Source organism: Deinococcus seoulensis, from assembly GCF_014648115.1.
GTDB classification, from domain to species: Bacteria; Deinococcota; Deinococci; order Deinococcales; family Deinococcaceae; genus Deinococcus; species Deinococcus seoulensis.
In genome coordinates this window covers 167,275-191,874 of record NZ_BMQM01000005.1, presented here as the reverse complement: position 1 = coordinate 191,874, position 24,600 = coordinate 167,275, and the positions used below count along the sequence as shown (strand labels likewise).

The 24,600-nt window shown below is 70.7% G+C and carries 27 protein-coding genes; 17 read left to right on the top strand and 10 right to left on the bottom strand.

Going from position 1 to position 24,600, the window contains the following annotated elements:
- The first annotated feature begins 351 nt into the window (after positions 1–351).
- The 6 genes from IEY70_RS06230 (at position 352) to IEY70_RS06205 (ending at position 3,992) form a co-directional block, all read left to right on the top strand.
- Positions 352–606: an acyl-CoA-binding protein gene (locus IEY70_RS06230; protein WP_189064127.1), complete on the top strand. Its 255-nt coding sequence runs from the start codon at positions 352–354 to the stop codon at positions 604–606.
- A gap of 161 nt (positions 607–767) precedes the next feature.
- Positions 768–1,544 carry an ImmA/IrrE family metallo-endopeptidase gene (locus tag IEY70_RS06225; RefSeq protein ID WP_189064149.1) on the top strand — a complete coding sequence of 259 codons (777 nt, stop codon included), beginning with the start codon at positions 768–770 and terminating at the stop codon, positions 1,542–1,544.
- Positions 1,541–2,431 carry a dihydropteroate synthase gene (gene folP / locus IEY70_RS06220; protein ID WP_189064126.1) on the top strand — a complete coding sequence of 297 codons (891 nt, stop codon included), beginning with the start codon at positions 1,541–1,543 and terminating at the stop codon, positions 2,429–2,431. Before IEY70_RS06225 ends, folP begins: the two co-directional genes overlap by 4 nt.
- Positions 2,432–2,469: 38 nt before the next feature.
- Positions 2,470–2,832, top strand: a complete 363-nt coding sequence (folB, locus tag IEY70_RS06215) for a dihydroneopterin aldolase (protein WP_189064148.1) — start codon at positions 2,470–2,472, stop codon at positions 2,830–2,832.
- Between the two features lie 3 nt (positions 2,833–2,835).
- On the top strand, positions 2,836–3,360 hold the full coding sequence (gene folK / locus IEY70_RS06210; RefSeq protein ID WP_189064125.1) for a 2-amino-4-hydroxy-6-hydroxymethyldihydropteridine diphosphokinase: 525 nt from the start codon (positions 2,836–2,838) through the stop codon (positions 3,358–3,360).
- Positions 3,361–3,494: 134 nt separating this feature from the next.
- Positions 3,495–3,992 carry a hypothetical protein gene (locus IEY70_RS06205; protein ID WP_229777679.1) on the top strand — a complete coding sequence of 166 codons (498 nt, stop codon included), beginning with the start codon at positions 3,495–3,497 and terminating at the stop codon, positions 3,990–3,992.
- Positions 3,993–4,113: 121 nt separating this feature from the next.
- Here the strand turns inward: IEY70_RS06205 and IEY70_RS06200 are convergent, their stop codons facing one another.
- From IEY70_RS06200 to IEY70_RS06185, 4 genes are all read right to left on the bottom strand, one after another.
- On the bottom strand, positions 4,114–4,428 hold the full coding sequence (locus IEY70_RS06200) for a hypothetical protein (RefSeq protein WP_189064123.1): 315 nt from the start codon (positions 4,426–4,428) through the stop codon (positions 4,114–4,116).
- Positions 4,429–4,517: 89 nt separating this feature from the next.
- The gene (locus IEY70_RS06195) at positions 4,518–4,859 is read right to left on the bottom strand and encodes a YraN family protein (protein WP_189064122.1); all 342 of its coding nucleotides are present in this window, start codon (positions 4,857–4,859) and stop codon (positions 4,518–4,520) included.
- Positions 4,856–5,521, bottom strand: coding sequence for an HAD family hydrolase (locus IEY70_RS06190; protein WP_373290755.1), 666 nt, complete (start codon positions 5,519–5,521; stop codon positions 4,856–4,858). The genes IEY70_RS06195 and IEY70_RS06190 overlap by 4 nt, the downstream gene beginning before the upstream one ends.
- Positions 5,518–6,000, bottom strand: coding sequence for a putative dsRNA-binding protein (locus tag IEY70_RS06185; protein ID WP_189064121.1), 483 nt, complete (start codon positions 5,998–6,000; stop codon positions 5,518–5,520). Before IEY70_RS06185 ends, IEY70_RS06190 begins: the two co-directional genes overlap by 4 nt.
- Before the next feature lie 46 nt (positions 6,001–6,046).
- On the opposite strand from IEY70_RS06185, the gene IEY70_RS06180 reads away from it, so the two are divergent.
- From IEY70_RS06180 to IEY70_RS06170, 3 genes are all read left to right on the top strand, one after another.
- Positions 6,047–6,583 (top strand): hypothetical protein, encoded by a 537-nt coding sequence (locus IEY70_RS06180; RefSeq protein ID WP_189064120.1) that lies wholly within the window; start codon positions 6,047–6,049, stop codon positions 6,581–6,583.
- 165 nt (positions 6,584–6,748) lie between these two features.
- On the top strand, positions 6,749–7,993 hold the full coding sequence (locus tag IEY70_RS06175) for a uracil-xanthine permease family protein (protein WP_189064119.1): 1,245 nt from the start codon (positions 6,749–6,751) through the stop codon (positions 7,991–7,993).
- A 73-nt stretch (positions 7,994–8,066) separates the two neighbouring features.
- Complete coding sequence (locus IEY70_RS06170) at positions 8,067–8,597, top strand: hypothetical protein (protein WP_189064118.1); 531 nt, start codon at positions 8,067–8,069, stop codon at positions 8,595–8,597.
- Positions 8,598–8,666: 69 nt separating this feature from the next.
- On the opposite strand, the gene uvrB is transcribed toward IEY70_RS06170, so the two are convergent.
- Positions 8,667–12,248 (bottom strand): excinuclease ABC subunit UvrB, encoded by a 3,582-nt coding sequence (gene uvrB / locus IEY70_RS21265; protein ID WP_189064117.1) that lies wholly within the window; start codon positions 12,246–12,248, stop codon positions 8,667–8,669.
- Positions 12,249–12,388: 140 nt separating this feature from the next.
- On the opposite strand from uvrB, the gene IEY70_RS06160 reads away from it, so the two are divergent.
- Entirely contained in the window at positions 12,389–13,609 is a 1,221-nt protein-coding gene (locus IEY70_RS06160; RefSeq protein WP_189064116.1) for a TCR/Tet family MFS transporter, read from the top strand.
- Between the two features lie 43 nt (positions 13,610–13,652).
- Here IEY70_RS06160 and IEY70_RS06155 read toward each other — a convergent pair whose 3' ends face one another.
- Positions 13,653–14,558 (bottom strand): LysR family transcriptional regulator, encoded by a 906-nt coding sequence (locus IEY70_RS06155; RefSeq protein ID WP_189064146.1) that lies wholly within the window; start codon positions 14,556–14,558, stop codon positions 13,653–13,655.
- 144 nt (positions 14,559–14,702) lie between these two features.
- Between IEY70_RS06155 and aceE the strand changes: the two genes are divergently transcribed.
- The 4 genes from aceE (at position 14,703) to IEY70_RS06135 (ending at position 20,606) form a co-directional block, all read left to right on the top strand.
- A complete protein-coding gene (gene aceE / locus IEY70_RS06150) occupies positions 14,703–17,429 on the top strand; it encodes a pyruvate dehydrogenase (acetyl-transferring), homodimeric type (RefSeq protein ID WP_189064115.1) in 2,727 nt (908 codons plus the stop codon).
- Positions 17,430–17,524: 95 nt separating this feature from the next.
- Complete coding sequence (gene aceF, locus IEY70_RS06145; protein WP_189064114.1) at positions 17,525–19,249, top strand: dihydrolipoyllysine-residue acetyltransferase; 1,725 nt, start codon at positions 17,525–17,527, stop codon at positions 19,247–19,249.
- A 134-nt stretch (positions 19,250–19,383) separates the two neighbouring features.
- Entirely contained in the window at positions 19,384–19,992 is a 609-nt protein-coding gene (locus IEY70_RS06140) for an Ada metal-binding domain-containing protein (protein WP_189064113.1), read from the top strand.
- On the top strand, positions 19,965–20,606 hold the full coding sequence (locus IEY70_RS06135) for an isocitrate lyase/PEP mutase family protein (protein ID WP_229777687.1): 642 nt from the start codon (positions 19,965–19,967) through the stop codon (positions 20,604–20,606). Before IEY70_RS06140 ends, IEY70_RS06135 begins: the two co-directional genes overlap by 28 nt.
- On the opposite strand, the gene lepB is transcribed toward IEY70_RS06135, so the two are convergent.
- From lepB to IEY70_RS06120, 3 genes are read right to left on the bottom strand one after another with little or no spacing between them, the layout of a single operon-like run.
- Entirely contained in the window at positions 20,595–21,305 is a 711-nt protein-coding gene (gene lepB / locus IEY70_RS06130) for a signal peptidase I (RefSeq protein WP_229777677.1), read from the bottom strand. The genes IEY70_RS06135 and lepB overlap by 12 nt on opposite strands.
- Positions 21,302–21,631, bottom strand: coding sequence for a hypothetical protein (locus tag IEY70_RS06125; protein ID WP_189064112.1), 330 nt, complete (start codon positions 21,629–21,631; stop codon positions 21,302–21,304). The genes lepB and IEY70_RS06125 overlap by 4 nt, the downstream gene beginning before the upstream one ends.
- Positions 21,628–21,945 (bottom strand): PadR family transcriptional regulator, encoded by a 318-nt coding sequence (locus IEY70_RS06120; RefSeq protein ID WP_189064111.1) that lies wholly within the window; start codon positions 21,943–21,945, stop codon positions 21,628–21,630. Before IEY70_RS06120 ends, IEY70_RS06125 begins: the two co-directional genes overlap by 4 nt.
- 109 nt (positions 21,946–22,054) lie before the next feature.
- Between IEY70_RS06120 and IEY70_RS06115 the strand changes: the two genes are divergently transcribed.
- Genes IEY70_RS06115 through IEY70_RS06105 form a run of 3 tightly spaced genes read left to right on the top strand, consistent with a single transcriptional unit; the run spans position 22,055 to position 24,208 of the window.
- Positions 22,055–22,837, top strand: coding sequence for an FAD-binding domain-containing protein (locus IEY70_RS06115; RefSeq protein ID WP_189064110.1), 783 nt, complete (start codon positions 22,055–22,057; stop codon positions 22,835–22,837).
- On the top strand, positions 22,834–23,322 hold the full coding sequence (locus IEY70_RS06110; protein WP_189064109.1) for a hypothetical protein: 489 nt from the start codon (positions 22,834–22,836) through the stop codon (positions 23,320–23,322). The genes IEY70_RS06115 and IEY70_RS06110 overlap by 4 nt, the downstream gene beginning before the upstream one ends.
- A 49-nt stretch (positions 23,323–23,371) precedes the next feature.
- The gene (locus tag IEY70_RS06105) at positions 23,372–24,208 is read left to right on the top strand and encodes a hypothetical protein (RefSeq protein WP_189064108.1); all 837 of its coding nucleotides are present in this window, start codon (positions 23,372–23,374) and stop codon (positions 24,206–24,208) included.
- 26 nt (positions 24,209–24,234) lie between these two features.
- Here IEY70_RS06105 and IEY70_RS06100 read toward each other — a convergent pair whose 3' ends face one another.
- Positions 24,235–24,405 (bottom strand): hypothetical protein, encoded by a 171-nt coding sequence (locus IEY70_RS06100; protein WP_189064107.1) that lies wholly within the window; start codon positions 24,403–24,405, stop codon positions 24,235–24,237.
- Positions 24,406–24,600 lie beyond the last annotated feature (195 nt).

Below are 24,600 nucleotides of genomic sequence, written 5' to 3'. Positions count from 1 at the left end.
ACTCGTGACTGTGTAACGCTGTTCTCCTCTGGGCCGGTCTTCCAAGACCGGCCCAGCGTCTTTTCTCTGTAGCCCATCAGTACATAGTGCGGGCCGCCTCCACTTCCGGGGGTGGCCCGCACTGTTTTCTATGGGTGTTGTTCAGAGTCATGCTGTTTGGGTGCTGCGGGTCTGATACGGACTCGGATTGAATGGCTTATAAAGCCGCTGGGTCCGAGCGGATGCGAGTGGGAGCCGGGCGGGTTCCGGACGTGGAGTTGGCAGGGGCGGTGCTGTCCCGGGTGGAGGGCGAAACAAACGGAACCCGTATGAAATTCAGCCCCGGAATTCTAAACCGGGTACAATTTGTGCATGGCAACTCCTTTCGAACAGGCGCAGCAGGACGTGCAGGCCCTCTCCAGCAAACCCGGCAACGACGTGCTGCTCAGGCTGTACGCGCTGTACAAGCAGGGCAGCGCCGGTGACGTGAGCGGCAAACGCCCCGGCGGATTCGACTTCGTGGGCGGCGCCAAGTACGACGCCTGGGCCGCGTTGCAGGGCACCTCGCAGGACGACGCGCAGGCGCAGTACGTGGCGCTGGTCGAGAGCCTGAAAGCAAAAGGCTGACCGCCGCTGCCCCCCTGCGTTCTGTGGGTGCGCTCAGGCGCGTGGGGCGGGTGCGGTAAGCTGCGGGGGTGAGTGACGTGCCCGCCGACCTCCCCACCCGCCCGGACGCCGCGCCGGAGGGGGCGGCCCCGGCCGACCTGCTGGCCGGCGCGAAGGGCCGCATGAAGGAGCTGGCCGTCCGGTACGCCCGCACCCTGCCCGGCCTGGACACCCACGGGCTGATGCACGGCCTGGACGGCGTGCAACTGACCTTCATGCCCATGGGTGACCGGGACGGGGCCTTCGACCCGGAACACAACGTCATCCTGATCAACTCGCGCGTGCGGCCCGAACGGCAACGCTTCACGCTGGCGCACGAGATCAGCCACGCGCTGCTGCTGGGCGACGACGACCTGCTGAGTGACCTGCATGACTCGTTCGAGGGCGACCGGCTGGAACAGGTGATCGAGACGCTGTGCAACGTGGGCGCCGCCGCGCTGCTGATGCCGGAGGAACTGTTGAGCGACCTGCTGGCCCGTTTCGGACCGACCGGCCGCGCCCTGGGTGAACTGGCCCGCCGCGCCGACGTGAGCGCCAGCACCGCCCTGTACGCCCTGGCCGAACGCACGCCCGCGCCCGTTCTGTACGCCGTGTGCGCCCTGACCCGCGCCGACGACGAACCTCACGCCGCCCCGGCCAGTCCGGCCGGAACGCCGAAAATCCTGACCGTGCGCGTGGCGGGCGGTGCGCCCGGCGTGAAGTACTCCCTGCGGCCCGGCACGCCCATCCCGGACGACCACCCGGTGGCCGTGGCGCTCGATACCCGCCTGCCGATCTCGCAGGCCAGTTACGTGCCGTTCCGCTCGGGGCGGCGCATGCCCGCGCAGGTGGACGCCTTCCCGGACCGTCAGCGGGTGCTGGTGAGCTTCCTGCTGCCCGACCGGCCCGGCCCGACGTGAACGCGCACACCCTGACCTTCGGCCTGCCCGCGCCAGGAACGATCCGCGCGGCGCGCGGCTGGGAGTGGCGCTGGACCGGCGCGGCCGTGATGGGCATCCTGAACGTCACGCCCGACAGCTTCAGCGACGGGGGCCGTCACGCCGCGCTGGACGCCGCCCTGCACAGCGCGCGCGCCATGCGGGACGCCGGGGTGCTGATCCTGGACATCGGTGGCGAGAGCACCCGCCCCGGCGCGGCCCCGGTGGCTGCGCACGAGGAACTCGACCGGGTGCTGCCCTTGATCCGCGCGCTGGCCGGGCAGGGCGTCCTGCTGAGCGTGGACACCATGAAAGCCGAGGTGGCCGCCGCCGCCCTGCGCGCCGGAGCGCACCTGATCAACGACGTGACCGGCCTGCGCGACCCCGAGATGCGCCGCGTGTGCGCCGACGCCGGAGCGCCCGCCTGCGTGATGCACATGCAGGGCCAGCCGCAGACCATGCAGGCCGCCCCGCACTACGGCGACGTGGTGCAGGAGGTGCACACGTACCTGCGAGAACAGGCGCGGGAGGCGCTGAACGCCGGGGTGCCCGACGTGCTGCTGGACCCCGGCATCGGCTTCGGGAAGACGCTGGACCACAACCTGAGCCTGCTGCGCGCCCTGCCGGACCTGACCGCAGGCCCGCACCCCGTCCTGATCGGCGCGAGCCGCAAACGCCTGATCGACCTCATGGCCAGCGTGCCGGACGCCGCCGACCGCGACCCCGGCACGCTGGCCCTGCACCTGCACGCCGCCCGCAGCGGAGCCGCCGTGGTCCGCGCGCACGCCGCCGCCGCGCACGTCCAGGCGCTGCGTGTGCAGGCGGCCCTGAACGCCCCACCCGGCCCGGCGCTACACTCGGACGGATGAAGGCCGCCACCCCCGAACCGCACCCCGCCGCGCCCGGCGTGAGCCGCGTCGTCCTGCAGGGACTGGAATTCCACGCGCGGCACGGCGTGTACGACACCGAGGCCGTCCTGGGCGCCCGGTTCGTCGTGGACGCCGAACTGCACTACCCCTTCGCGGACCTGAACGACGACCTGAACGAGGCCGTGAACTACGCCAACGTCTACGCCGCCATTCAGGAGGAAGTCACGGGCACCCGCCACCAGCTGATCGAGGTGCTGACCGCCCGCATCGGCCGCCGCCTGCTGCGCGACCAGCCGACCCTGCACGCCGTGACCGTCCGCGTACACAAGCCCTTCGCGCCGCTGCCCGGCGTGTTCCGCGACGTGTTCACCGAACTGACCCTGACCCGCGCGGACCAGTAACCCGTGCCGCCCGACCCCACGGCCGACGCCTACATCGCCCTGGGCGCCAACCTCGGCGACCCGCTCGCGGCGCTGCGCCGGGCGGCCGCGCACCTGGGCACGCTGGGACAGGTGGCGGGTGTCTCGGCGCTGTACCGCACCGCGCCCGTCGGCGGCCCACCCGGCCAGCCGGACTACCTGAACGCCGCCGCGCACCTGCGCACCACCCTGAGCGCCGAGACGCTCCTGGCCGCGCTGCACGACCTGGAAGCCGCCGCCGGCCGCGAACGCCACGAACGCTGGGAGGCCCGCACCCTGGACCTGGACCTGATCACCCACGGCGCCCGCGTCAGCGCCCACCCCGCCCTGACCCTGCCGCACCCGCGCGCCTGGGACCGCCCGTTCGTACTGGCCCCCCTGCACGACCTGAACCCCGACCTGCGCCACCCCGTCACGGGCGAGACCGTGCGCGGCGCCCTGAGCCGTCTCGGGATGGGCCGCCTCGGGATGGACGGCGTGCAGCGCGTCGGCGGCCCCTGGCTACCCTGATACGGACTCCGCCGGGCAGTGATCTGGGCAGTGATCTGGGTAATGAACCGGGCAGTGACAGCCGGGCAGTGACAGCCGGACCGTCACGCCTCACGCCGTCTCCCCGGCCGCGGAACGCTATGCTGAGAGGCGACATGAGCGAGCACACCAAAACCACCAGCCACGGAGGCGCAGGCCGCGCGCTGCTGTGGCTCGCGATCCTCCTCACCCTGGCCCTGCTGGGCTTCGTGACCGCCACCGCCGTCCGCAACAACCCCATCTACAGCGACCGGGAAGCCAACGGCATCAGCAAGTACAAGTTCATTGAGGCCTGCAAGGAACTGGCGCACGACACCGAGAACCTCGCCGTCGGCGCGGCCGGGCAGAGCATCCCCCTCAAGACCCTGATCGAACAGAGCGGCGCGCCGCTGAAAGCCGGTGACAGCATCCACGCCGACCTGGACGCCGAACCCGCCCAGATCATCAAGGCCACCCAGACCGTCGAGGGTGGCGGCTGGACCCTCACCGCCCCCGCCACCGTCGCCGTGCACAGCGCGGGCCGCGAGAACACCCTGGGCCAGCTGCCCCTGCAGTGCGCCCACGACAAGGCCACCGGCAAGACCACCGCGCAGCTCAGCCTGCCCGGCCAGTAAACAGCCTCCCCGCACCGCAGGCCGCGCCCACACCGGACGCGGCCTGCCCACATTCCGGCTCTTCGTGCCAGTCGGAGTCCGTATCACCCGCACCCGTTCCCCCACGACCGGGGGAGGCGTGCTACATCACCACGTCCAGGCCGCTGAGGCACTCCTCGGCAATCGCGCGGGCCAGCGGGTCACGGGTGCTGCGGGCGTAACTGACGCCCAGTTGCAGGTGCCGCTGCCCGTCCGGGCCGCCCAGCAGTTCCAGCGTCTGGTAGAACGCCAGGTGCGTGTGCGCCAGCAGCACGTCCCGCGTCCGCTCGGGCGGCAGGACACTCAGCAGGTCCAGCGCCTCGCGGTACAGCCGCAGCGCCCGCCCCTGGTCGCCCTCCACGGCACTTTCCCGCCCCAGTTGCAGGGCGCGGGCGGCCGACAGGTAATCACTGCGCATGCCAGGGATTCTAGCGCGGGCCGCATCCGCCCGGATTGAATGGCCCTGGTCAGCCCTTCAACCGGAGTCCTGATCACTCGACTGTGTAGTCACTCGACTGCGTGCACGCTCAGCGCGCCGCCAGCAGCGCTGCCGTCGATGGTCAGCACCTCCAGGCGGCAGGGCAGGTCATCGCGGCCCAGTTCGCGCGTCAGGTACGTCAGGGCGGCCCGGTGCATCAGGGCCAGTTTGCGCGGCGTGACCGACTCGGCGGCACTGCCGAAACGCGCCGAGCGGCGCTGCCGGACCTCCGTGAACACCAGCGTGCCGTCCGGTTCGCGCGACACCACGTCGATCTCGCCGCCGGGAATGCGGTAGTTGCGGGCCAGCACCACCCGCCCCAGCCCGCCCAGGAACGTGGCGGCGCGGTCCTCGGCCTGCGCGCCCTTCACTCCAGCCAGTCGGCCCAGGACGTGAAGTCCGGCGCGGTGCGTTCCGCGCCCGCCTCGCGCAGGGCCGCGCCGGGCGCGGTGGTGGTCAGGGCAACCACGCGGCACCCGGCACCCGCGGCGCTACGCACCCCGTTCACGGCGTCCTCGTGCGCCAGGCAGTCGGCCGGGTTCAGGCCCAGCCGCTGCGCGCCCAGCAGGAACGGCTGCGGGTGAGGTTTGCCGTGCGTGACGTCCTCGCCCAGCACGCGCGGCCCGAAACGACCCCCCAGCCCCAGCGCCTGCATGCCGAACTCCACGTTCACCCGGTCGGCGCTCGTGACCAGCGCGAACGGAATGCCGCGTGATTCCAGCGCGTCCAGGTACGCACTCAGGCCCGTCACCTCCCGCAGCGCACCGGCTGCCAGTTCGCGGTAACGGCCCTCCTTGGCTTCATGGAAACGGGTGGCGAGGGCCTCGTCCGGGTACGTGCCGGTCAGGCGTTCGATGATCTCCGGGTTGCGGCCCCCGTCCACCTTGGTGTCCAGGTCATGCTCGGAGAGGGTCAGGCCCAGCACGCTGGCCGCCACCTCCTGCCACGCCTGCCGGTGAAAGTGATTGTTGTCGGTCAGGACGCCGTCCATGTCGAACAGCACGCCCGCCGGACGCCACGGCCAGCCGCTCACAGCGGCCCCCCGGCCGGGGTCGATTCCTGCGGGTCCAGGGCGCCGCGCGGCAGGTCATCGGCGTCCGGCGCGTCCGGGCCGTGCCCCAGGTCCGTCAGCAGGTCGCGGTACAGGTGCGCGGCCCGGACGCGCACCTCGTCCAGCGTGGCGTCCTCGGGCGCGAATTCCAGCGCGGCGTCCAGCGCGCCCGCCAGCACCGCGCCGTAGATCGGCCAGCGTTCCGCCCGGCCCGCCGCGCCCCGCTGCGGCCCGGCGGGGGTCGCGTCGCCGCTCAGCACGCGCAGCGCCGACTCGGACGCCGCCCGCTCGGCGTCGCGTTTGCTGCGCCCCTCGCCTCCCTCGCCGAGCACCTGCCCGCCCGCGCGGACCGTCACCCGGAACCGCCGGTCGTGCGGGGGGCCCTCCGCGTGCGCCTCGAAGGTGGGCGCGCCCAGTCCCAGCGTCAGCGCCCGCGCGATCAGATCACCCTTGGCATTCATGCCGCCCAGCGTAGCGCGCAGCGGCCCGCCGGGGCTACGCTGACCCATGCCCCGCCGATTCCGCTGCCCGGCCACCCTGCTGCTCTGCCTGCTGTGTGGCGCCCATGCCGCGCCCGGCACGCTGCCCACCCCGCTCCCCACTGCGCTGCCCACCCTGCTGCCCGCGCTGGGGTTGCTGCCCGCGCCGGGGCAACGCTGGACCCTGCACGCCCGCACCGCCGACGGCGAGACCTTCCAGACGACCCTGCGCCTCAGCGCCGCACCCCCCGCCGACCCCGGCACCTTCCGCGCCGACCGGGGCACCCTGCTGCTGGACGCGCAGGCCGGAACGCTGATCGCCCTGGACCTTCAGGACGCCCGGGACGGAGGTCTGGGTCTGGCCTGCGCCGTCCGCCTGAACGCCGACCGCAACAGCGCCCCGGAGGTGTCCGGCGTGCTGGCCAGCGGCACCCTGACCGAACTCCCGGCCCGCCTGGAAGCCGCGCTGGCCGTCCTGAACGTCACCCGCACCCCGCAGCAGCAGGAGGAGGCCGCGCGGGAACTCGGCCTGGGAACCTGCGCGCTGAGCGTCCAGACTCCCTGACCCGACCGGGCTCCCTGCCCACATCCGCCCAGACTGATCCTGACGTGTGCGCTACCCTGAGCGCCCGGAGCAACCCACGCCCACACCCGCCCGCACCCTGGCCTTCCATCCTGGCCGCGCGGGCTCCCGTCACCCTGCCCCTTTTTCCCCGGAGGTCAATTCACCTTGAGCGCATCCACCGTCAACGATCCTGCCCGCCGCGTCGTGCTGGGCCTGCAACACTCGATTGCCATGTTCGGCGCGACCGTCCTGGTGCCCATCCTGGTGGGCCTGTCGCCCAGCGTCGCGCTGTTCGGCGCGGGCGTCGCCACGCTGATCTTCCACCTGCTCACGCGCGGGCAGGTGCCGATCTTCCTGGGCAGCTCGTTCGCGTTCATCGCGCCGACCGCGCTGGTCGTCAAGGAGTTCGGCCCGGCCGCCGCCGGGGGTGGCCTGATCGCCGCCGGACTCATGTACCTGCTGTTCAGCGGACTCGTGAAACTCCTGGGCACGGACCGGCTGCTGCGGGTGTTCCCGCCCGTCGTGACCGGCCCGGTCATCATCGTGATCGGCCTGGGCCTCAGCAGCGTCGCCGTGAACCAGGCGAAAACGAACTGGTGGCTGGCCCTCGTCACGCTGGGCGCCGCCGTCATCGCCAGCCTCTACGGGAAGGGCCTGTTCCGCATGATTCCCATCCTGGTCGGGGTCGTCACCGGGTACGTCGTGTCCCTGCTGACCGGGCAGGTGACCCAGGAGGGCCTGGACGCCATCGCCGCCGCGCCCCTGCTGGGCCTCCCGGACTTCCACGCGCCTGCCCTGGACTGGCGGGCCGTGGCGATCATCGCGCCCGTCGCAGTCGTCACGTTCATCGAACACGTCGGGGACGTCATCGTGAACGGCCGCGTCGTCGGGAAGAACTTCCTGGAGAAACCCGGCCTGAGCCGCACGCTGTTTGCCGACGGGCTGGCGAACATGAGCAGCGCCGCGCTCGGCGGACCCGCCGCCACCACCTACGCCGAGAACACCGGCGTCCTCGCCCTGACCCGCGTGTACGACCCGCGCGTCCTGCAGATCGGCGCCGTGTTCGCCGTGCTGTTCGGCTGCTCCCCGAAACTCGCCGCCGTGCTGAAAAGCCTCCCGCAGGGCGTGCTGGGCGGCGTGAGCATCCTGCTGTTCGGCATGATCGCCTCGGTCGGCATCCGCACCCTGACCGAGGCGAAGATCGACTTCGCGCACAGCCGCACCCTGATCATCGTGTCCCTGATCCTGGTCCTCGGACTGGGCGGCGCCGCGTTCCCCATCCAGGTCGCCGGAACCAGCCTGGAACTGCACGGCATGGCCCTCGCCGCGCTGGTCGGCATCCTCGCCAACCTGATCCTGCCCCGCCAGCGCGACGAGATCGACGGCCCGCCGGAACGCACCCTGCACTGAAGGTGTCCCGCGCCCCGGCCCGGTCTGTCAAATGAGGCAGCGGGCCGGGGCGCGCGTTGCTACGCTCAGGGTCATGAAACGATACATCGTTCTGGCGGCCCTGCTGACCCTCACGCCCCTCGCCCACGCTGGCAGCGGCAACGCCGCCCCGCGCGCCGTGGCCCCCTTCGGCGCACCGAAAGCCCTGCCCGCCAACGCCCTGGTCCGCCCCGGCCAGACCTGGGTCATGACCGGCACCACCGCTGGCGGCGAACGCATCAGCCGCGAACTGAAACTCGGCGCCCAGGCCCCCGAGTGGGACGACGGCTGGGACTTCAAGGCGGACAAGGGCGTCTTCAACTGGCAGTCCGAGGACCGCACGATCCTCGCGGCCGACATGCTGACCGGCATGATGGACGACAGCGACATTCACATGTGCCTGGGCATGGTCGAGGGCGCCGGGGCGCGCGGCGTGCTGCTCAGCGGCGACCTGGACACGCTCCAGTCGTACGTCACGAAGCTCGACGCGGCCACCGCCGAGCCCCGCAACGCCGACGAACTCGTGCAGGCCATCCGCAAGGCCGGCGTGCCCGCCGGAACCTGCACCCTGACCCTGAAGCGCTGAATCCAGGCTGCGTCCAGAGAGAGGCGGGCCGCCCACGTTTCCGGGGCGGCCCGCCTCTCTCTGCTGCGCTCAGCGCCGTCCGCGTGACCGGACCTTCTGGCCCGGCACGGTCGCCTGCTTGAACTCCCTGCCCTGCAACTTGGCCTCGATGGCGCGGATCTGGTCGCGCAGGCTGGCGGCCCGCTCAAAGTCCAGGTCCTCGGACGCCTGCCACATGTCCAGTTCCAAGTCCGTGAGCTGGGCGGTCAGGGCGTCGCGGTCCGTGCCCACGTTCTCGGAGGTGACCTCGTCGGGTTGCTCCTCGCCGCGGATGACGTTGCGCACACCCTTGATGACGGTGGTGGGTGTGATGCCGTGCTCCTCGTTGTAGGCGGTCTGCTTCTCGCGGCGGCGGCGGGTCTCGTCCATCGCGAACTGCATGGCGGGCGTGACCGAGTCGCCGTACAGGATGACCTCGCCGTTCACGTTGCGGGCGGCGCGGCCGATCGTCTGGATCAGCGCGCGTTCGGAGCGCAGGAAGCCGGGCTTGTCGGCGTCGAGGATGGCGACCAGCGACACTTCCGGCAGGTCCAGGCCCTCGCGCAGCAGGTTGATGCCGACCAGCACGTCGTAGTGGCCCAGGCGAAGGTCGCGGATGATCACCTGACGTTCCACCGAGTCGATGTCGCTGTGCATGTAGCGCGCCTTGACGCCCTTCTCCAGCAGGTACTCGGTCAGGTCCTCGGACATGCGCTTGGTCAGGGTCGTGACCAGGGTGCGTTCGCCCCTGGCGCTGCGTTCGCGCACGCGGCCCAGCAGGTCCTCGATCTGCCCGTTGATGGGCCGCACCGTCACGGGCGGGTCCACCAGTCCGGTCGGGCGGATGATCTGATCGGCGACCGAGTCGCTGTGCTCGCGCTCGTACGGGCCGGGCGTGGCGGACACGAACACCAGTTGCCCGGTCTTGCTCATGAACTCGTCGAAGTTCAGCGGGCGGTTGTCCATCGCCGACGGCAGGCGGAAGCCGTAATCCACCAGCGTCTGCTTACGCGCCCGGTCGCCGTTCGCCATCCCGCCGATCTGCGGGACCGTCACGTGCGACTCGTCGATGAACGTCACGAAATCATCGTTGAAGTAATCCAGCATCGTGTACGGCGTGTGCCCCGCCGCGCGCCCGTCGATGTGCCGCGAGTAGTTCTCGATGCCCGAGCAGTACCCCAGCACCTTGAGCATCTCCAAGTCGTACAGCGTGCGTTCCTTCAGGCGCTGCGCCTCCAGCAGCTTCCCGGTGGACCGGAAGTACTCCAGCCGCTCGTCCAGCTCCTGCTGAATGGTCACGATGGCCCGCTCGATGTTCCCCGCGCTGCTCACGTAATGCTTCGCCGGGTACACCACCGTCGCGTCCAGTTCCGCCAGCCGGTCCCCCGTCAGCGGATGCACCACCGTGATGCGCTCCACGTCGTCGCCCCACAGCTCGATCCGCAGGGGCTGCTCGTCGTACGCGGGCCACACCTCGATCATCTCGCCCTTCGCGCGGAACCGGCCCGGCATCATCTCGATGTCGTTCCGTTCGTACTGCATGTTCACCAGCCGCCCCAGAATCTCGTCCCGGCTGACCTGCCCGCCCTTCTTCAGGATCAGGTTCAGCGCCGTGTACTCCTTCGGGTCGCCCAGACCGTAGATGCAGCTGACCGACGCCACCACGATCGTGTCCCGCCGCGTCAGCAGACTGCGCGTGGTGCTGTGCCGCAGCCGCTCGATCTCCTGGTTCACGCTGGCGTCCTTCTCGATGAACAGGTCCTTGCCCGGCACGTACGCCTCGGGCTGGTAGTAATCGTAGTAACTGATGAAGAACTCCACCGCCGCGTCCGGGAAGAACTCCCGGAACTCGCTGGCCAGCTGCGCGGTCAGGATCTTGTTCGGCGCCATGATGAGCGCCGGACGCTGGGTTTCCTCGATGACTTTCGCCACGGAGTAGGTGTTGTGCACGAACAGGCCGCCCCGACCGGTCAGGAAGGTCTCGAAGCCGTCCACGCTGAAGTCGTACACGAAGGCGGTCCTAGGTGCGACCGTCTCGTTGGTTTCGACCGGCGACCAGTGGACATCGGCCAGCCCTGTGAAGGCCGTGTCGGTCACGTTCAGCGCCTCGCACAGGCGGCCGAACAGGGCTGCACTGGGGGCGCGGACGCCGCACTCGACCGCCGAGACCATCGTGCGCGTGCAGCCCGCCGCCTGCGCTACCTGCCGCTGCGACAGCCCGGCCCGCTCCCGTTCGGCCAGCAGGCGCCCGCCCACACCGGGGACCACGTCCACGTTCGTGTTGCCCTCACCGGTCCGCTCCAGCAGGTCCGCAAGGGCCGCCCGTTTGCGAGCGCTCAGGAAACCGACCCCCTCCTGGAAGGACCGCAGGTTCTGGGCGCCGGACACCGTGACCTTGTGATACGTGCCGAGCGTGCCGTCCGGGCGGCGCTTTTGCACCTCGCGCAGGCGCGCCCACACCCCGAAGCGCAGCAGAGCCTCGGCCAGTTCCCCGGCCAGCCGCGCGCTGTTCGTCACGGCCGTGACCGCACCGCCGTCCACGCCGCCGTCCCCCTCGAAGTACGCGCGCAGCACGCCCGCCAGGAACGCGTCCGGGAACGCCGCGAAGTTCACCGGCAGGTGCTTCTCGCTGGAACGCTCGCCCATCAGCCGGGCCAGCACCTCCCGCCACACCCGCCCGGACAGCACGAAATCGCCGTCCGCGCGGCGGAAGTGCCCGGCCTCCAGCTCATGCAGCGCCGCCGTGAGCTGCGCCTGCACGTCTGCGTCCCGCACGGAGATCAGCGCGCAGCCCGGCGCGGCGTGCCCCTCCGCTACGTACTGCCCGAGCAGCAGTGCCAGCGCCGGGGTCAGGGACAGCTGCCCGGCCACGCTGACCGACCGGGCCGAGACGCGCGCCTCGGCGGCGACGGCCAGTCCCTGCGAGACCGCCGCGCGGGCCGCCGTGACGCTCAGGCCACCGCCCCTCTTCCCATGCCGAAGGGCGTGCAGTTTCCCGTCCGGGCGGGCGTGATGCCCGCGCACGAGGGCACGCCACTCCGGGTCGCGGTCCGGCGTGTACGGCACCGCCACGTGGAACGGCGTACCGTCCAGCAGCGCCAGCGTATCCAGATGCGTGACCGTTCCGTCCGGCTGCGGCACCCGGCGGGGCACCGGCAGCGCGTCACCGGGCCGCACGTCATCCCCTGCAACCAGCTGAACGTGCCCGCCTCGCAGGACCCACACGCTGTGATCCGCCGTGACGGTCACCTCGCGCCCGCACCCCGTGACCAGCCGGTGCAGCCGCTCCGGCGCACCGTGCCGCGTCAGGGCCGTCACCGTCCGCCACGCCACCGCGCCGTCCGCCGCGTTCCACGCCAGCACCCGCATCGGGTCGGGCGGCGGGAGTTCCAGCGAATCCTCATCCTGGGCGGGAGATCCGAACAGATCGTCGATCAGTTCACCGATGGGGAGGCGGCGTACCTGCCCGGCGATCTCCACGGTGACGGGCTCGTGCCACGCCACCGACTTCCCGGTGCCGGTCGCCCCGAGCAGGGTCTGGAACCGGAGGCCGGAGTCCAGGCCATCCACCAGGGAGCGGATGGCGGTGGGCTGGTCGCCGGCGGGCGTGTAACTGGACTGGACTTTGAGCATGGGACCTCCGGGGGTGGGGGAGAGGGCAGGGTGCGGGCGCGGCCCGAACGAATCTGCTTATTTTACGCCCTGTACGTAAACGGATGGTAAGCGAGATGGCTGAAGGAAACCTTGATCGGCGACCCCCTACACTGCCCCGTATGCGCGCCCGTCCTGCTGCCCTGATCTTCATTCTGCTGACCGCCCTGATCGACATCATCGGGATCGGGCTGATCATTCCGGTGCTGCCGGGGTTGGTGAAGGAACTGGCGGGGTCGGAGGTGGCGGGCGCGCGGACGATCGGGCTGCTGACGGCGGCGTACGCGGTGATGCAGTTCGTGTTCGCGCCGATCCTGGGCGTGCTGAGTGACCGCTTCGGGCGGCGGCCAGTGCTGCTGTTCGCGCTGACGGGCATGGGCCTGGATTACCTGCTGCTGGCGTTCGCGCCGAACCTCGCGTGGCTCTTTCTGGGCCGCATCCTGGCGGGGATTACCGGGGCGAGCCTGACGGTCGCGAACGCGTACATCGCGGACGTGTCGCCCCCCGAGGACCGCGCGAAGAACTTCGGGCTGTTGGGCGCGACGTTCGGGGTGGGGTTCATCCTGGGTCCGGCGCTGGGCGGCCTGCTGGGCGAGTACGGGCTGCGCGTGCCGTTCATGGTCGCGGCCGCCCTGACGGGCCTGAACGTCCTGTACGGCCTGTTCGTGCTGCCCGAATCCCTGCCGGTCAGTGCGCGCGGCAAGGCCATGCGGCGCGGCGACCTGAACCCCCTGCTGCCCCTGAAGGCGCTGGGCGAGTACCCGATCCTGCGGGCGCTGGCGCTGACGTTCGTGCTGCTGGGCCTCGCCGGGCAGGTGATCTTCAGCACGTGGGTGCTGTACACCGAACGCGTCCTGACCTGGACGCCAGGGCAGAACGGGGTGGCGCTGGCCTTCTTCGGGCTGCTTACGGCCGCCGTGCAGGGCGGCCTGATCGGGCCGTTCATCGCGCGTTTCGGGGACCGGCGCACCATCATGACCGGACTGGTCAGCAGCGTCCTGGAATTCCTGGTGCTCAGCGTGGCCCGCAGCGGCGCGCTGCTGTACGCCTCACTGGTCGTGGGCGCGCTGGGGGGCCTCGCCAACCCCGCCATTCAGGGCCTGATCTCCCGGCAGGTGGGCGAGTCCGAACAGGGCCGCGTGCAGGGCGCCATCACCAGCCTGAACTCCCTGGTCGCGGTGGTCGGGCCGGTCCTGGCGACCAGCGTGTACGCCTACGGCCTCACGCACGACTTCCCCGGCGCGGCGTTCCTGATGGGCGCCCTGCTGTCCGTGGCGGGCACTGTCCTGATCCTGGGCGTGCTGCGCGGCATGCCGGACACCGGGCGGCCACCGCAGGGGTGACGGGTGGCGGGTGCTGGTGAACGGCGAGCCCACACCGGACTGTCTACTTTCCGCTGCCCTCCCTGCCTTCCCGCAGCACTTCCTCGGCGACGGTCAGGAACGCGCGGATGACGGGATTCTTCCCGTCGCCCCGGCGCCACACGGCGACGATATCGACGGTGGGGGCGTCCTCGATGGGGCGGTAGACCACGCCGGGCAGCGAGAGGCGGCTGAAGAACTGGATGGGCAGGAACACGCCCACACCCGCCGCGACCAGCGACAGCAGCGTGGGAATCTCGATGGCTTCCTGCACCACGTGCGGCGTGAAGCCCGAGGCGGCGCACCAGCGCATGACCTGATCGAAGTACGTGGCGCGCAGTTGCCGGGGGAAGAACACGAAGTTCTCGCCGCTCAGGTCACTGATCTTCAGGCGGCGTTTGCGGGCCAGGGGATGCTCGGCCGGGAGGGCCGCGACGAGCGGCTGGCGCCACAGCGCCCGTGAGTCCAGGGTGGGGTCCCGCACGGGCAGCAGCATCAGGCCGATGTCGATCTGCTCGCCGCGCAGCCCGGCCTCCTGTTCCTGGGCGGTCAGTTCGCGCAGGTCCACGCTGACGTTCGGGTACAGCTCTCGGAAGCGCCGCACGATTTCCGGCAGTCCCCCGAACGCCAGCCCGCTGACGAAGCCGACGGTCAGGCGGCCCACCTCGCCCCGGGCGGCGCGGCGGGCGCGTTCCACGGTCTGCCCGGCCAGCAGCAGCGTCTCGCGCGCGCCGATCAGGAATTCCTGCCCGGCGGGTGTCAGTTGCACGCGGCGGGTGGTGCGCAGCACGAGCGGCACCCCGACCTCCTCTTCCAGGTTGCGGATGGAGTTGCTCAGGGCCTGCTGGACCACGAACACGCGTTCGGCGGCCCGCCCGAAGTGTTCCTCCTCGGCGAGGGCCACGAAGTGGCGCAGGTGACGCAGTTCGATCATGGGTGCAGGTCGGTCATGGGTGCAGGGCGGCTCGGGCGGGCATTCCTTCCAGCGTAACTCCCGCGACCCACCATTGCCAGTGGTGAATGCCATGAGAATTCCCTGTTGGAAGTGTGGAACGCCGGGGCCTAGACTGCTCGCATGACCTCATCCCCGCCCAACAGACCGCCCCGCACCGGCATGAGCGCACAGGAGCGCGAGAAGCTGAACTCCGTGGAAACGCAGGAGTGGCTGGATTCCCTGGCCTACGTGTTCGCGAACGCCGGGGACAACCGCGCGGCGGAACTGCTGGAGGAACTCGACCACTATGCGTACTTCCACGGCGCGCCCATCACGTTCAAGCAGAACACGCCGTACATCAACACCATCGACGTCGAGGCGCAGCCCGAGTACCCCGGCGACCCCGAGATCGAACGCAAGATCCGCAACATCATCCGCTGGAACGCCGTGGTCATGGTCATCAAGGCGAACAAGAAGAGCGACGGCATCGGCGGGCACCTGAGCACCTACGCCAGCGCGGCCGAGCTGCTGGAGGTGGGCTTCAACCACTTCTTCCGCGGGCACGGGGCGGGGCAGGATCGCGACCTGATCTTCTACCAGGGGCACGCCAGCCCCGGCGTGTACGCCCGCTCCTTCCTGGAGGGCCGGTTCGACGAGGCCCGCATGAACCGCTTCCGGCGCGAACTCCAGCCGGACGGCGCGGGCCTCAGCAGCTACCCGCACCCGTGGCTGATGCCCGACTACTGGGAGTTCCCGACGGTCAGCATGGGCCTGGGGCCCATCCAGGCGATCTACCAGGCGCGGTTCATCAAGTACCTGGAGAACCGCGAGCTGAAGCCCAAGGGCGACGCGAAGGTCTGGGCGTTCCTGGGCGACGGCGAGATGGACGAGCCGCAGAGCATCGGCGCGATCCGCTTCGCCGCGTACGAGAACCTCGACAACCTGATCTTCGTGCTGAACGCCAACCTCCAGCGCCTCGACGGCCCGGTGCGCGCCAACTCCAAGGTCATCCAGGAGTTCGAGGCGCTGTTCCGTGGCGCCGGCTGGAACGTCATCAAGGTCATCTGGGACAGCAAGTGGGACGAACTGCTCCAGAAGGACTACAACGGCACCATCGTCAAACGCTTCGAGCTGCTGGTGGACGGCGAGTCGCAGCGCTACGCGGCCTTCGGCGGCAAGGAACTGCGCGAGAAGTTCTTCAACACGCCGGAACTCAAGGCCCTGATCGAGGGCTGGAGCGACGCCGACTTGGAGCTGCTGAACCGCGGCGGGCACGACATCCACAAGATCTACGCCGCGTACGCCTCCGCCGTGAAGCACAAGGGCAGCCCGACCATCATCATCCCGCGCACCATCAAGGGCTACGGCCTCGGCGAGAGCGCCCAGGCGCGCAACGTGGCCCACCAGGTGAAGAAGCTGGACTTCAGCACCCTGAAGGACCTGCGCGACCTGCTGGAACTGCCCCTGACGGACGATCAGGTCGAGCACATGGAGTACTACCACCCCGGCCCCGACAGTCCCGAGGTGAAGTACACCCTGGAACGCCGCGCGGCGCTGGGCGGCACGATTCCCGAGCGGAAGGTCGAGTACCCGCACCCCACCATCCCGAACGGCGAGTTCTACGAGGAGTTCGCCAAGGGCAGCGGCGACCGGCAGGTGAGCACGACCATGGCCGCCGTGCAGATCATCAGCAAACTGCTGCGCGACAAGGAGATCGGCAAGTACATCGTGCCGATCGTGCCGGACGAGGCCCGCACCTTCGGTATGGACGCGCTGGTGCCGCGCATCGGCATCTACAGCCCGCGCGGTCAGACGTACACGCCTGTGGACTCCGGCTCCCTGATGGCCTACAAGGAGAGCGTCAACGGCCAGATGCTGGAGGAAGGCATCACCGAGGACGGCGCGATGGCGTCGTGGATCGCGGCGGGCACCGCGTACGCGCACCACGGCGTGCCCACCATCCCCTTCTTCGTGCTGTACTCCATGTTCGGCATGCAGCGCGTCGGTGACCTCGTGTGGGCCGCCGCCGACCAGCGGGCGCGCGGGTTCATCCTCGGCGCGACCGCCGGGCGCACCACGCTGGCCGGCGAGGGCCTCCAGCACCAGGACGGCAACAGCCACCTGCAGGCGTACGTCGTGCCGAACCTCAAGACCTACGACCCGGCCTTCGCGTACGAACTGGCCGTGATCGTCGAGAGCGGCATCCAGCGCATGTACGTGGACGGTATCGACGAGTTCTACTACGTCACCGTGGACAACGAGAACGAGGTGCAGCCCGCCATGCCTGCTGACGGCCGCAGCCACGAGGAAATCCGCGAGGGCATCGTGCGCGGCCTGTACCGCTTCCAGAAGAGCGCCCACAAGGGCAAACTCAGGGCGCAGATCCTCGCCAGCGGCCCCGCCATGGGCGCCGCGATGGAGGCCGTGAAGGCGCTCGAAGCCTACGGTGTCGCCGCCGACCTGTGGAGCGTGACCAGCTACAAGGAACTCCACCAGGACGCCCTGCTCGCCCAGCGGCACAACATGCTGCACCCCACCGCCGAACCCCGCGTGTCCTACGTGGCCCAGCAGCTGAGCAAGGAGAACGCCCCCGGCGTCCTGATCTCGGTGAGCGACTACATGAAACTCGGCGCGGACGGCCTGAACGGCCACCTGGACCGCAAACTCTGGACGCTCGGCACCGACGGCTTCGGCCGCAGCGAGGCCCGCGAGGAACTCCGCGACTTCTTCGAGGTCGACACCAAACACGTCGTCCTGGCCACCCTGTACGCCCTGCAACGCGACGGCAAGATCAAGGGCGACGTGGTCGCCAAGGCCATCGCCGACCTGGGCATCGACCCGGAACGCGACGCCCCTGTCCTGCGTTAAAGGTTGAAATTTGATGGTTGATGGAACACCTGTCGACCATCAACCATCTCCTATCTACTATCAACTATCACCCCCTCTCCGAAGGAGAACCCATCATGGCTACTGAACTGAAACTCCCCGACGTGGGCGACAACATCGAGCAGGGCACCGTCGTGACCGTGCTGATCAAGGCGGGCGACACCGTCACCGAGGGGCAACCCATCATCGAGATCGAGACCGACAAGGCCGTCATCGAGGTGCCCGCCGAGGCGGCCGGGACCGTGGACGCCGTGAACGTCACCGTGGGCGACACCGTGAAGGTCGGCGGCGTGATCGCCACCCTGGGCGGCGGCAGCGCAACGGCGAGTGCCCCGGCCGCCAGCGAACCGGCCGCGAGCGAACCGGCCGCGAGCGAACCGGTCGACGAGACCGACACCGGCAGCAGCAAGGCCGTCGCGCAGGAACAGCAGGACGCGCAGAAAGCGCAGGCCGCCGCACCCGCCGCGGCCCAGGCTGCGGGCGCGCAGATCACCCTGCCGGACGTGGGTGACAACATTGAGCAGGGCACCGTCGTGACCGTGCTCGTCAAGGCGGGCGACACCGTCACCGAGGGGCAGCCCGTCATCGAGATCGAGACCGACAAGGCCGTCGTGGAGGTGCCCTCGAATGCCAGCGGCACCGTGCAGAGCGTCAGCGTGAACGTGGGCGACACCGTGAAGGTCGGCGGCGTGATCGCTACCCTGGGCGGCGGCAACGCCCCGGCCGCACCCGCTGCCGCACCCGCGCCCGCTGCCTCCGCACCGGCTGCACCCGCCGCCCCTGCCGCCGCCGCACCGGCCCAGCCCGCCGGAGCGCCCGCCGCGCAGGCCGCCGCGCCCGCGCAGTCCGGCACGCAGAACCCGCAGACCTTCGACGGTCGCCACGTCGTGCCCGCCGCGCCCAGCATCCGCCGCCTCGCCCGTGAGATCGGCGTGGACATTCACGCCGTGCAGGGCACCGGCATCGCCGGCCGCATCAGCGAGGAAGACGTCCGCCGCACCGGCGGCACCCCCACCGTCACCGCGCCCGCCGCCGCGCAGGCCAGCACACCTGCCGCCGCACCCGCCGTGGCCGCCGCGCCCCTCCCCAACTTCGAGAAGTGGGGCCGCGTGACCCGCGAGGACATGAGCGGCATCCGCAAGGCCACCGTCCGCTCCATGACCGCCAGCACCGCCATCCCCATGGTCACGCACTTCGACAAGGCCGACGTGACCCTCATGGAAGAGACCCGCAAACGCTTCGGCGCGCGCGTCGAGAAAGCCGGCGGCAAACTCACCATGACGCACATCCTGATGAAGGTCGTCGCGAACGCCCTGCGTCAGTTCCCCAAATTCGGCGCCAGCCTCGACCTCGACGCCCAGCAGGTCATCTACAAGGACTTCGTGAACATCGGCGTCGCCGTCGACACGCCCGTCGGCCTGCTCGTGCCCGTCATCAAGGACGCCGACCGCAAGAGCATCACCGACATGGTCCTCGAACTGAGCGAACTCGCCGGCCGCGCCCGCGACCGCAAACTCAAACCCGACGAGATGCAGGGCGCCACCTTCACGATTTCCAACCTCGGCGGGATCGGCGGGCACGCCTTCACACCCATCGTCAACAGCCCCGAAGTCGCCATCCTCGGCGTCAGCCGCGGCGGCATGGAACCCGTCTGGAACAGGGAAACCGGCGCGTTCGAACCCCGCAACATGCTCCCCCTCAGCCTCACCTACGACCACCGCCTGATCGACGGCGCCGACGCCGCCCGCTTCGTGCGCTTCATCTGCGAGAGCCTCGAAGACCCCTTCCTGATCTCGCTGTAAGCGCAGGCCGATGGCAGAAGGCTGAAGGCAACAGGGAAGACCCCCGTCCGAGTGGCGGGGGTTCCTGCCGTGCCGGGAATTGCGGTGGAGGATTCCGGTAGAGGGCCGCCGCCCGTACCCGTGACAATGCGGGCATGACGGTCACGTTCACGCGGGAATTCATGCTGGAGCGGATGTTCGCGGGTGACGCGGCGTTCGACGGGCTGTTCTACACGGGCGTAACGAGCACCGGGATCTACTGCCTGCCGTCCTGCCGGGCGCGCAAGCCGCTGGCGGGGAACGTGGTGTTCCACCCGTGCGCGGCGTCGGCGCGGGCGGCGGGGTTGCGGGCGTGTCGTCGCTGCCAGCCGGACGCGTTTCAGGCGGGCGTGCCGGTCGAGGAGGCGACCTTCACGGCGGCACTGGCGCGGGTGGACGTGCCGGGCGTGGGGTCCGTGCAGGCGCTGGCCCGCGAGTTGAACCTGAGCGGCAGCGCGCTGCACCGCCTGTTCCGTGAGCAGTTCCAGTGCAGTCCGGCCGACTGGCTGACGCGGCGGCGGGTGGAACTGGCGGCCGCGCGCCTGCTGACCTCGGCGGACACGGCGGCGCAGGTGGCGTTCGCGGTGGGATTCGGGAGTCTGTCGGCGTTCGGCGCGCAGTTCCGGCGGGTGATGCACCTGACCCCGCAGGCCTTGCGCGTGGCGGTCCGGACGGGCAGGTCGCCCCGCGTGACACCCTGCTGGCTGCACTGGAACGCACCCTGAACGCCGTGACCGTGCCCGTCACCGCCGACCTGGAAGGCGGGTATGCCGACACGCCGCAGGGCGTGGCCGACACGGTCCGCGCCGCCCTGAGCCTGGGCGCGGCGGGCCTGAACCTCGAAGACGCCACCGGGCAGCCTGACCGGCCTCTGCTGCCAGCGGATGGGCAGGTGGACCGGCTGCGGGCCGCGCGTGCCGCTGCCGATGCGCTGGGCGTTCCCGCGTACCTGAACGCCCGCACCGACACGTACCTCAGCGGGTACGGCGACACCGACGCCGACAGACTGGACGAGACGGTCCGTCGGGGCCGCGCGTACCTGCAAGCCGGGGCGGACAGCGTGTTCGTGCCCGGCCTGACCGACCCGCCCACCCTCCGCACGCTGCGCGACCGCCTGGGCGGCCCGCTGGCCGTCATGTACGCCCCCGGCGGACCGGACGCCCACATCCTGCTGCGCGCCGGGGCCAGCCGCGTCAGCACCGGTCCCTCCCTGTTTCTGGCTGCGCTGGGCCACGCTGCCACTCTGTCTGCACAGTTCCGGGAGCGCGGCACGCTCGACACGCCCGGCGCGCTGCCTTTCGGGACGGTGCAGGGCTGGTTCAGCCGTTCACCCGCCTGAGCGCAGCAGGCGCGGATTCCACTGCTGCGGGCCGCCCGTCTTCACACGCTGCTCGGGGTGTGGCTGGCCGTCGCAGGTGGGCGTGGTGTTTGTTGGCGTGACCAGTGGCCACACGCTGGCCACGGCGCGTCCAGCGATGTCGGCGGTGCCCACCGGGCCGAATACGCGGCTGTCGAGGCTGCCGCCGGGGCTGCGGTTGTCGCCCATCACGAAGTACGTTCCGGCCGGGACGGTAACGGGCGGCGTGTTCGCCAGGGGGCTGGCCGTGTCGTGGCAGGCCCCGTTCCAGTACGTGGTGGTGCGGGGTTCGTTCAGGGGGCGGCCGTTCACGAGGACGGTGCCCGCCTGAACCTGCACGGTGTCGCCGGGCAGTCCGATCACCCGCTTGACGAGGTACGGACGGTACGCCCAGGGAAGGGTCACGCCCCGGTACGTGCGCGTCCACTCCTGGGCAGCGCTGCGGGGCGGTTTGAACACCACGGTGTCGCCACGCCCGTAGGTGCCGACGCCCAGGGTGTGCGCCCAGCCCTCGATTTTCGGGACGAGTAGCGTCTCGCCGTGGCGCAGGCCGGGCAGCATGCTGACGCCGTCCACGCGCACGGCGGTCGCGCCGAACTGCGTCAGCAGCAGCGCGAAGGCCAGCGGGGACAGCCAGTCGCGCCACAGGCGCCCCAGGCGATTCCTGGCAGGGGAGGTCACGGCTGCGCCTGCGTGGTCGTGGGTGCGGCCGGGTGGGTGCCCTGGATGGCGTACGCGGCCCCGCCGAGCAGTCCGGCGGCCAGCAGCCAGCGCAGGGCCAGCCCCAGCGTGTGCGTGCGGGCAAGGTGAAGGGCGGCGGGCAGGGCAGGGCCAGCTTCAGTCACGGCGGCCGCCCAGGCGTCGGGTTCGTTCAGGCCGCGCAGGCGGGCGTCCAGCATGCTCTGGTGCAGGTTCCCGTGCAGTTCCGCCCGGACCCGGCGGGCGGCGGTGGGTGGCAGCAGCCGCGTCACGCGGCGCAGGTACGCCTGAACGGCGGGCGGGGTCACCACAGGCTCCGCAGAGCTGCGTCGAAAGCGCGGTACGAATCACGTCTGCGGCGCAGTTCGGCGTGGCCCGCGTCGGTCAGGGTGTACGTGCGGACCGGGGGGCCACCACGGGTGGGGGTCGTCTCGGCGGCGCTCAGGAACCCGCCCTTCTCCAGGCGGTGCAGGGCCGGGTACAGGCTCCCGGCGTTCAGGGTGATGCTGCCCTGGGTGACGGCGCTGACGCGCTTGGCAATGTCCTGCCCGTACCCGCCCTCGCGTTCCAGGACGCTCAGGAGGATCAGGTCCAGGTTGCCCTTGAACAGGTTCGTATCCACGAGTATCAGTGTCTGATATCAGAATGTGAGGATGGTGGGCGGTACGCGGTCAGCTCAGGCTGTGCCGGGCCGTACGGTGTGCCAGAGCATGGGCAGCGATGCTGGGCGCATGACCGACCCCGTCCGCCTGCCACTCGACCTGCCGGACGATCAGTTGCCGCGCGTGCTGGGCGAGGCCCTGGCTGGCCTGTACACGGGCGAGCCGCGCCTCCCGGCCCGCGCGGGGGGCCGCACGGCGGGACTGGCGGCCCTGCACGCCTGGACGGGCGAGGGGTACGCGGGCCGGAACTTCCTGGGTGGGAACGTGTCGCGCCTGAGCATGTACCTGCGTCACGGCATGCTGGGTCTGCGCGAGGTGGCCGCGCATGCCCGCGCCGTCATGCGGGGCCGCGGGCGGGACGAGTTCCTGCGGCAGTTGACCTGGGCGGAGTTCTACCGGCTGGTGCTGCGTCAGGAGGGCGCGCGGGTCCTGGGGAACCTGGAGGACCCCAAGTACCCCGCCCGCTGGACAGACACCCTGCCGGACGACGTGCGCGGGGCCCGCACCGGGCTGCCCTGCGCGGACGCCTGGGTCACGCACCTGGTCCGGGACGGGTGGCTGCACAACCACGAGCGGCTGTGGTTTGCGGCGTACCTGGTGCACTGGCGCGGCGTGGACTGGCGGGCCGGGTACGCCCTGTTCCGCGAGCACCTGCTCGACGGGGACATTGCGAACAACGCCCTGTCGTGGCAGTGGGTGGCGAGCACGTTCAGCAACAAGCCGTACTTCATGAATCAGGAGAACATCGACCGGTACAGCGGCGGCCGGTGGTGCCGTACGTGCCGGGCCGCCTGTCCGTTCCGCGCTTCTTACGGGGAACTCGAAACGCAGCTGTTCGGGACGCAGCCGTGACTGCCGCCCAGGCCCGCCGGGTCGTGTGGGTTCACGGGGACAGCCTGTCCGTCACGGACCCGGCCCTGAGCGCCTGCCCGGACGCCCCGGCGCTGTTCGTGTTCGACCGTCCGTTCCTTCAGGTGGTCCCGGTCGCGTTTCCGCGTCTGGCGTTCATGTACCAGGGCGTGCGGGACCTCGCCGCGCACCGCACCGGCCCGACCGAGATCCGCGTGGGGGCCGTGCCGGACGAACTCGCCGCCTTTGCCGGGGCGCACCACGCTGCCGAGCTGCACGTCACGCGGAACTTCACGCCGGACTTTGCGCGCATCGTGGAGGGCCTGCGCGCCGCCCGCCCGGACCTGCGGATCGTCATTCACGAACCGGAACGCCTGACGAGTTTCGACGGCCCGCTGCGGCGCTTCTTCGGGTTCTGGAAGAAGGTGGAACGCGAGGTCCTGCACGGCGAACCCGCCCCGGACTTCCCCCGGCGCGGCCACCGCTAGCGCAGATGGCGGATGCCCTGCAGGCGCGGCCAGCGGCAGACTGCCCGGCGTGAATGTCCTGAACATCCCGGTGTCCCCGGCCCGGCTGGACGCGTGGCGCGGCTGGCTGGCCCCGGCGCGGCAGCCGTTCTACCTGACCGAAGCAGAGGCGCGGCGGCTGGACCTGCCGACCCTGGCGCGTGCGTCCGTGACGCTGACCCCGGAGGAACGCGACACGTTCACGCTGTGGAACGTGGCCCCGGTCGCGGAGCGGCTGGCGTGGCTGACCCCGGCAGACGTGGACGCCCTGACTCCGGCCGCGCGCCAGGAACTGCTGCGGGCGCAGGTGCGGCACGGGCGGGGCAACGTGCCGCTGGGCGCCCGTTTTGCGGACCTGCGGCCGGGCCTGCCCGCCGGGCGGTTCCTGTGGCGGCCCGGGGACCTGACCGGCGCGGTCCTGGCCCGCCTGATCGGGCAGGGCGCGCGGTCCTGTCGGCGGCAGGAGGTGCCGGACCCCGTGTGGAACGCCGCCGCCCACGCCCTCCCGGACGCCCGGACGCTGGCCGGCACCTTCCCGGCAGGCAGCGCCGGCAACTGCTTCGGCACGGTGATGGGCGCGGCGGGCGTTCCGGACGCCGCGCGCACCTGGATGCAGCGCGAGCCGTTCGAGGCGTTCCTGCACGGCCGCACGGCTCTCGGAGGCCAGGACGGTCAGCCGGGCACGCTGCTGCTGTGGCGTTCGGGCAACGGACTGGCGCAGCACGCGGCCGTCACGCTGGGCGGCGGCTGGGCGCTGCACAAACCCGCGCAGACGTGGTGGACGCCCCGCACGGTCCTGAGCGTCACGGAACTGAAAACCGCCACCCGCACGCGGGGGTGGCGGCTGGAACGCCGGACGCTGACCTGAAGAGGCTGGCCCCGAAGAGGCGGGCGTTACTTGCCGTGCCGGGTCAGGCGGTACAGGGTGACGCCGTTGGTGATCAGCAGCAGCAGGCTCAGGCCTGCCATGGGCCACTCCTGCCGGGTGCCGAAGCGGATGGCGAGGATGCCCCAGCCGCACATCAGCGCGACGACCAGCCAGATGCGCCACGCGGGCGCGTTCACTGTTTGAACCTCATACGTTCAGGGTAACGGGTGGGGTGGGGGCCGCACGTCCCGCTGGTCCCGGCGCGCTCATACGGACTCCGATTGAAGGGGCTGCAAAGACCATTCAATCCGAGCGGATGCGAGTGGGAGCCGGGCGGGTTCCGGACGTGGAGTTGGCAACCCGGTGCTGTTCCGGGTTGTTGACGAAACAAA

Bases quoted from the DNA above. Each gene is read 5' to 3' on its own strand.
- IEY70_RS06230 (WP_189064127.1), top strand. From the start codon at position 352: ATGGCAACTCCTTTCGAACAGGCGCAGCAGGACGTGCAGGCCCTCTCC.
- IEY70_RS06225 (WP_189064149.1), top strand. From the start codon at position 768: ATGAAGGAGCTGGCCGTCCGGTACGCCCGCACCCTGCCCGGCCTGGAC.
- IEY70_RS06205 (WP_229777679.1), top strand. From the start codon at position 3,495: ATGAGCGAGCACACCAAAACCACCAGCCACGGAGGCGCAGGCCGCGCG.
- IEY70_RS06200 (WP_189064123.1), bottom strand. From the start codon at position 4,428: ATGCGCAGTGATTACCTGTCGGCCGCCCGCGCCCTGCAACTGGGGCGG.
- IEY70_RS06185 (WP_189064121.1), bottom strand. From the start codon at position 6,000: ATGAATGCCAAGGGTGATCTGATCGCGCGGGCGCTGACGCTGGGACTG.
- IEY70_RS06180 (WP_189064120.1), top strand. From the start codon at position 6,047: ATGCCCCGCCGATTCCGCTGCCCGGCCACCCTGCTGCTCTGCCTGCTG.
- IEY70_RS06170 (WP_189064118.1), top strand. From the start codon at position 8,067: ATGAAACGATACATCGTTCTGGCGGCCCTGCTGACCCTCACGCCCCTC.
- uvrB (WP_189064117.1), bottom strand. From the start codon at position 12,248: ATGCTCAAAGTCCAGTCCAGTTACACGCCCGCCGGCGACCAGCCCACC.
- IEY70_RS06160 (WP_189064116.1), top strand. From the start codon at position 12,389: ATGCGCGCCCGTCCTGCTGCCCTGATCTTCATTCTGCTGACCGCCCTG.
- aceE (WP_189064115.1), top strand. From the start codon at position 14,703: ATGACCTCATCCCCGCCCAACAGACCGCCCCGCACCGGCATGAGCGCA.
- aceF (WP_189064114.1), top strand. From the start codon at position 17,525: ATGGCTACTGAACTGAAACTCCCCGACGTGGGCGACAACATCGAGCAG.
- IEY70_RS06140 (WP_189064113.1), top strand. From the start codon at position 19,384: ATGACGGTCACGTTCACGCGGGAATTCATGCTGGAGCGGATGTTCGCG.
- IEY70_RS06115 (WP_189064110.1), top strand. From the start codon at position 22,055: ATGACCGACCCCGTCCGCCTGCCACTCGACCTGCCGGACGATCAGTTG.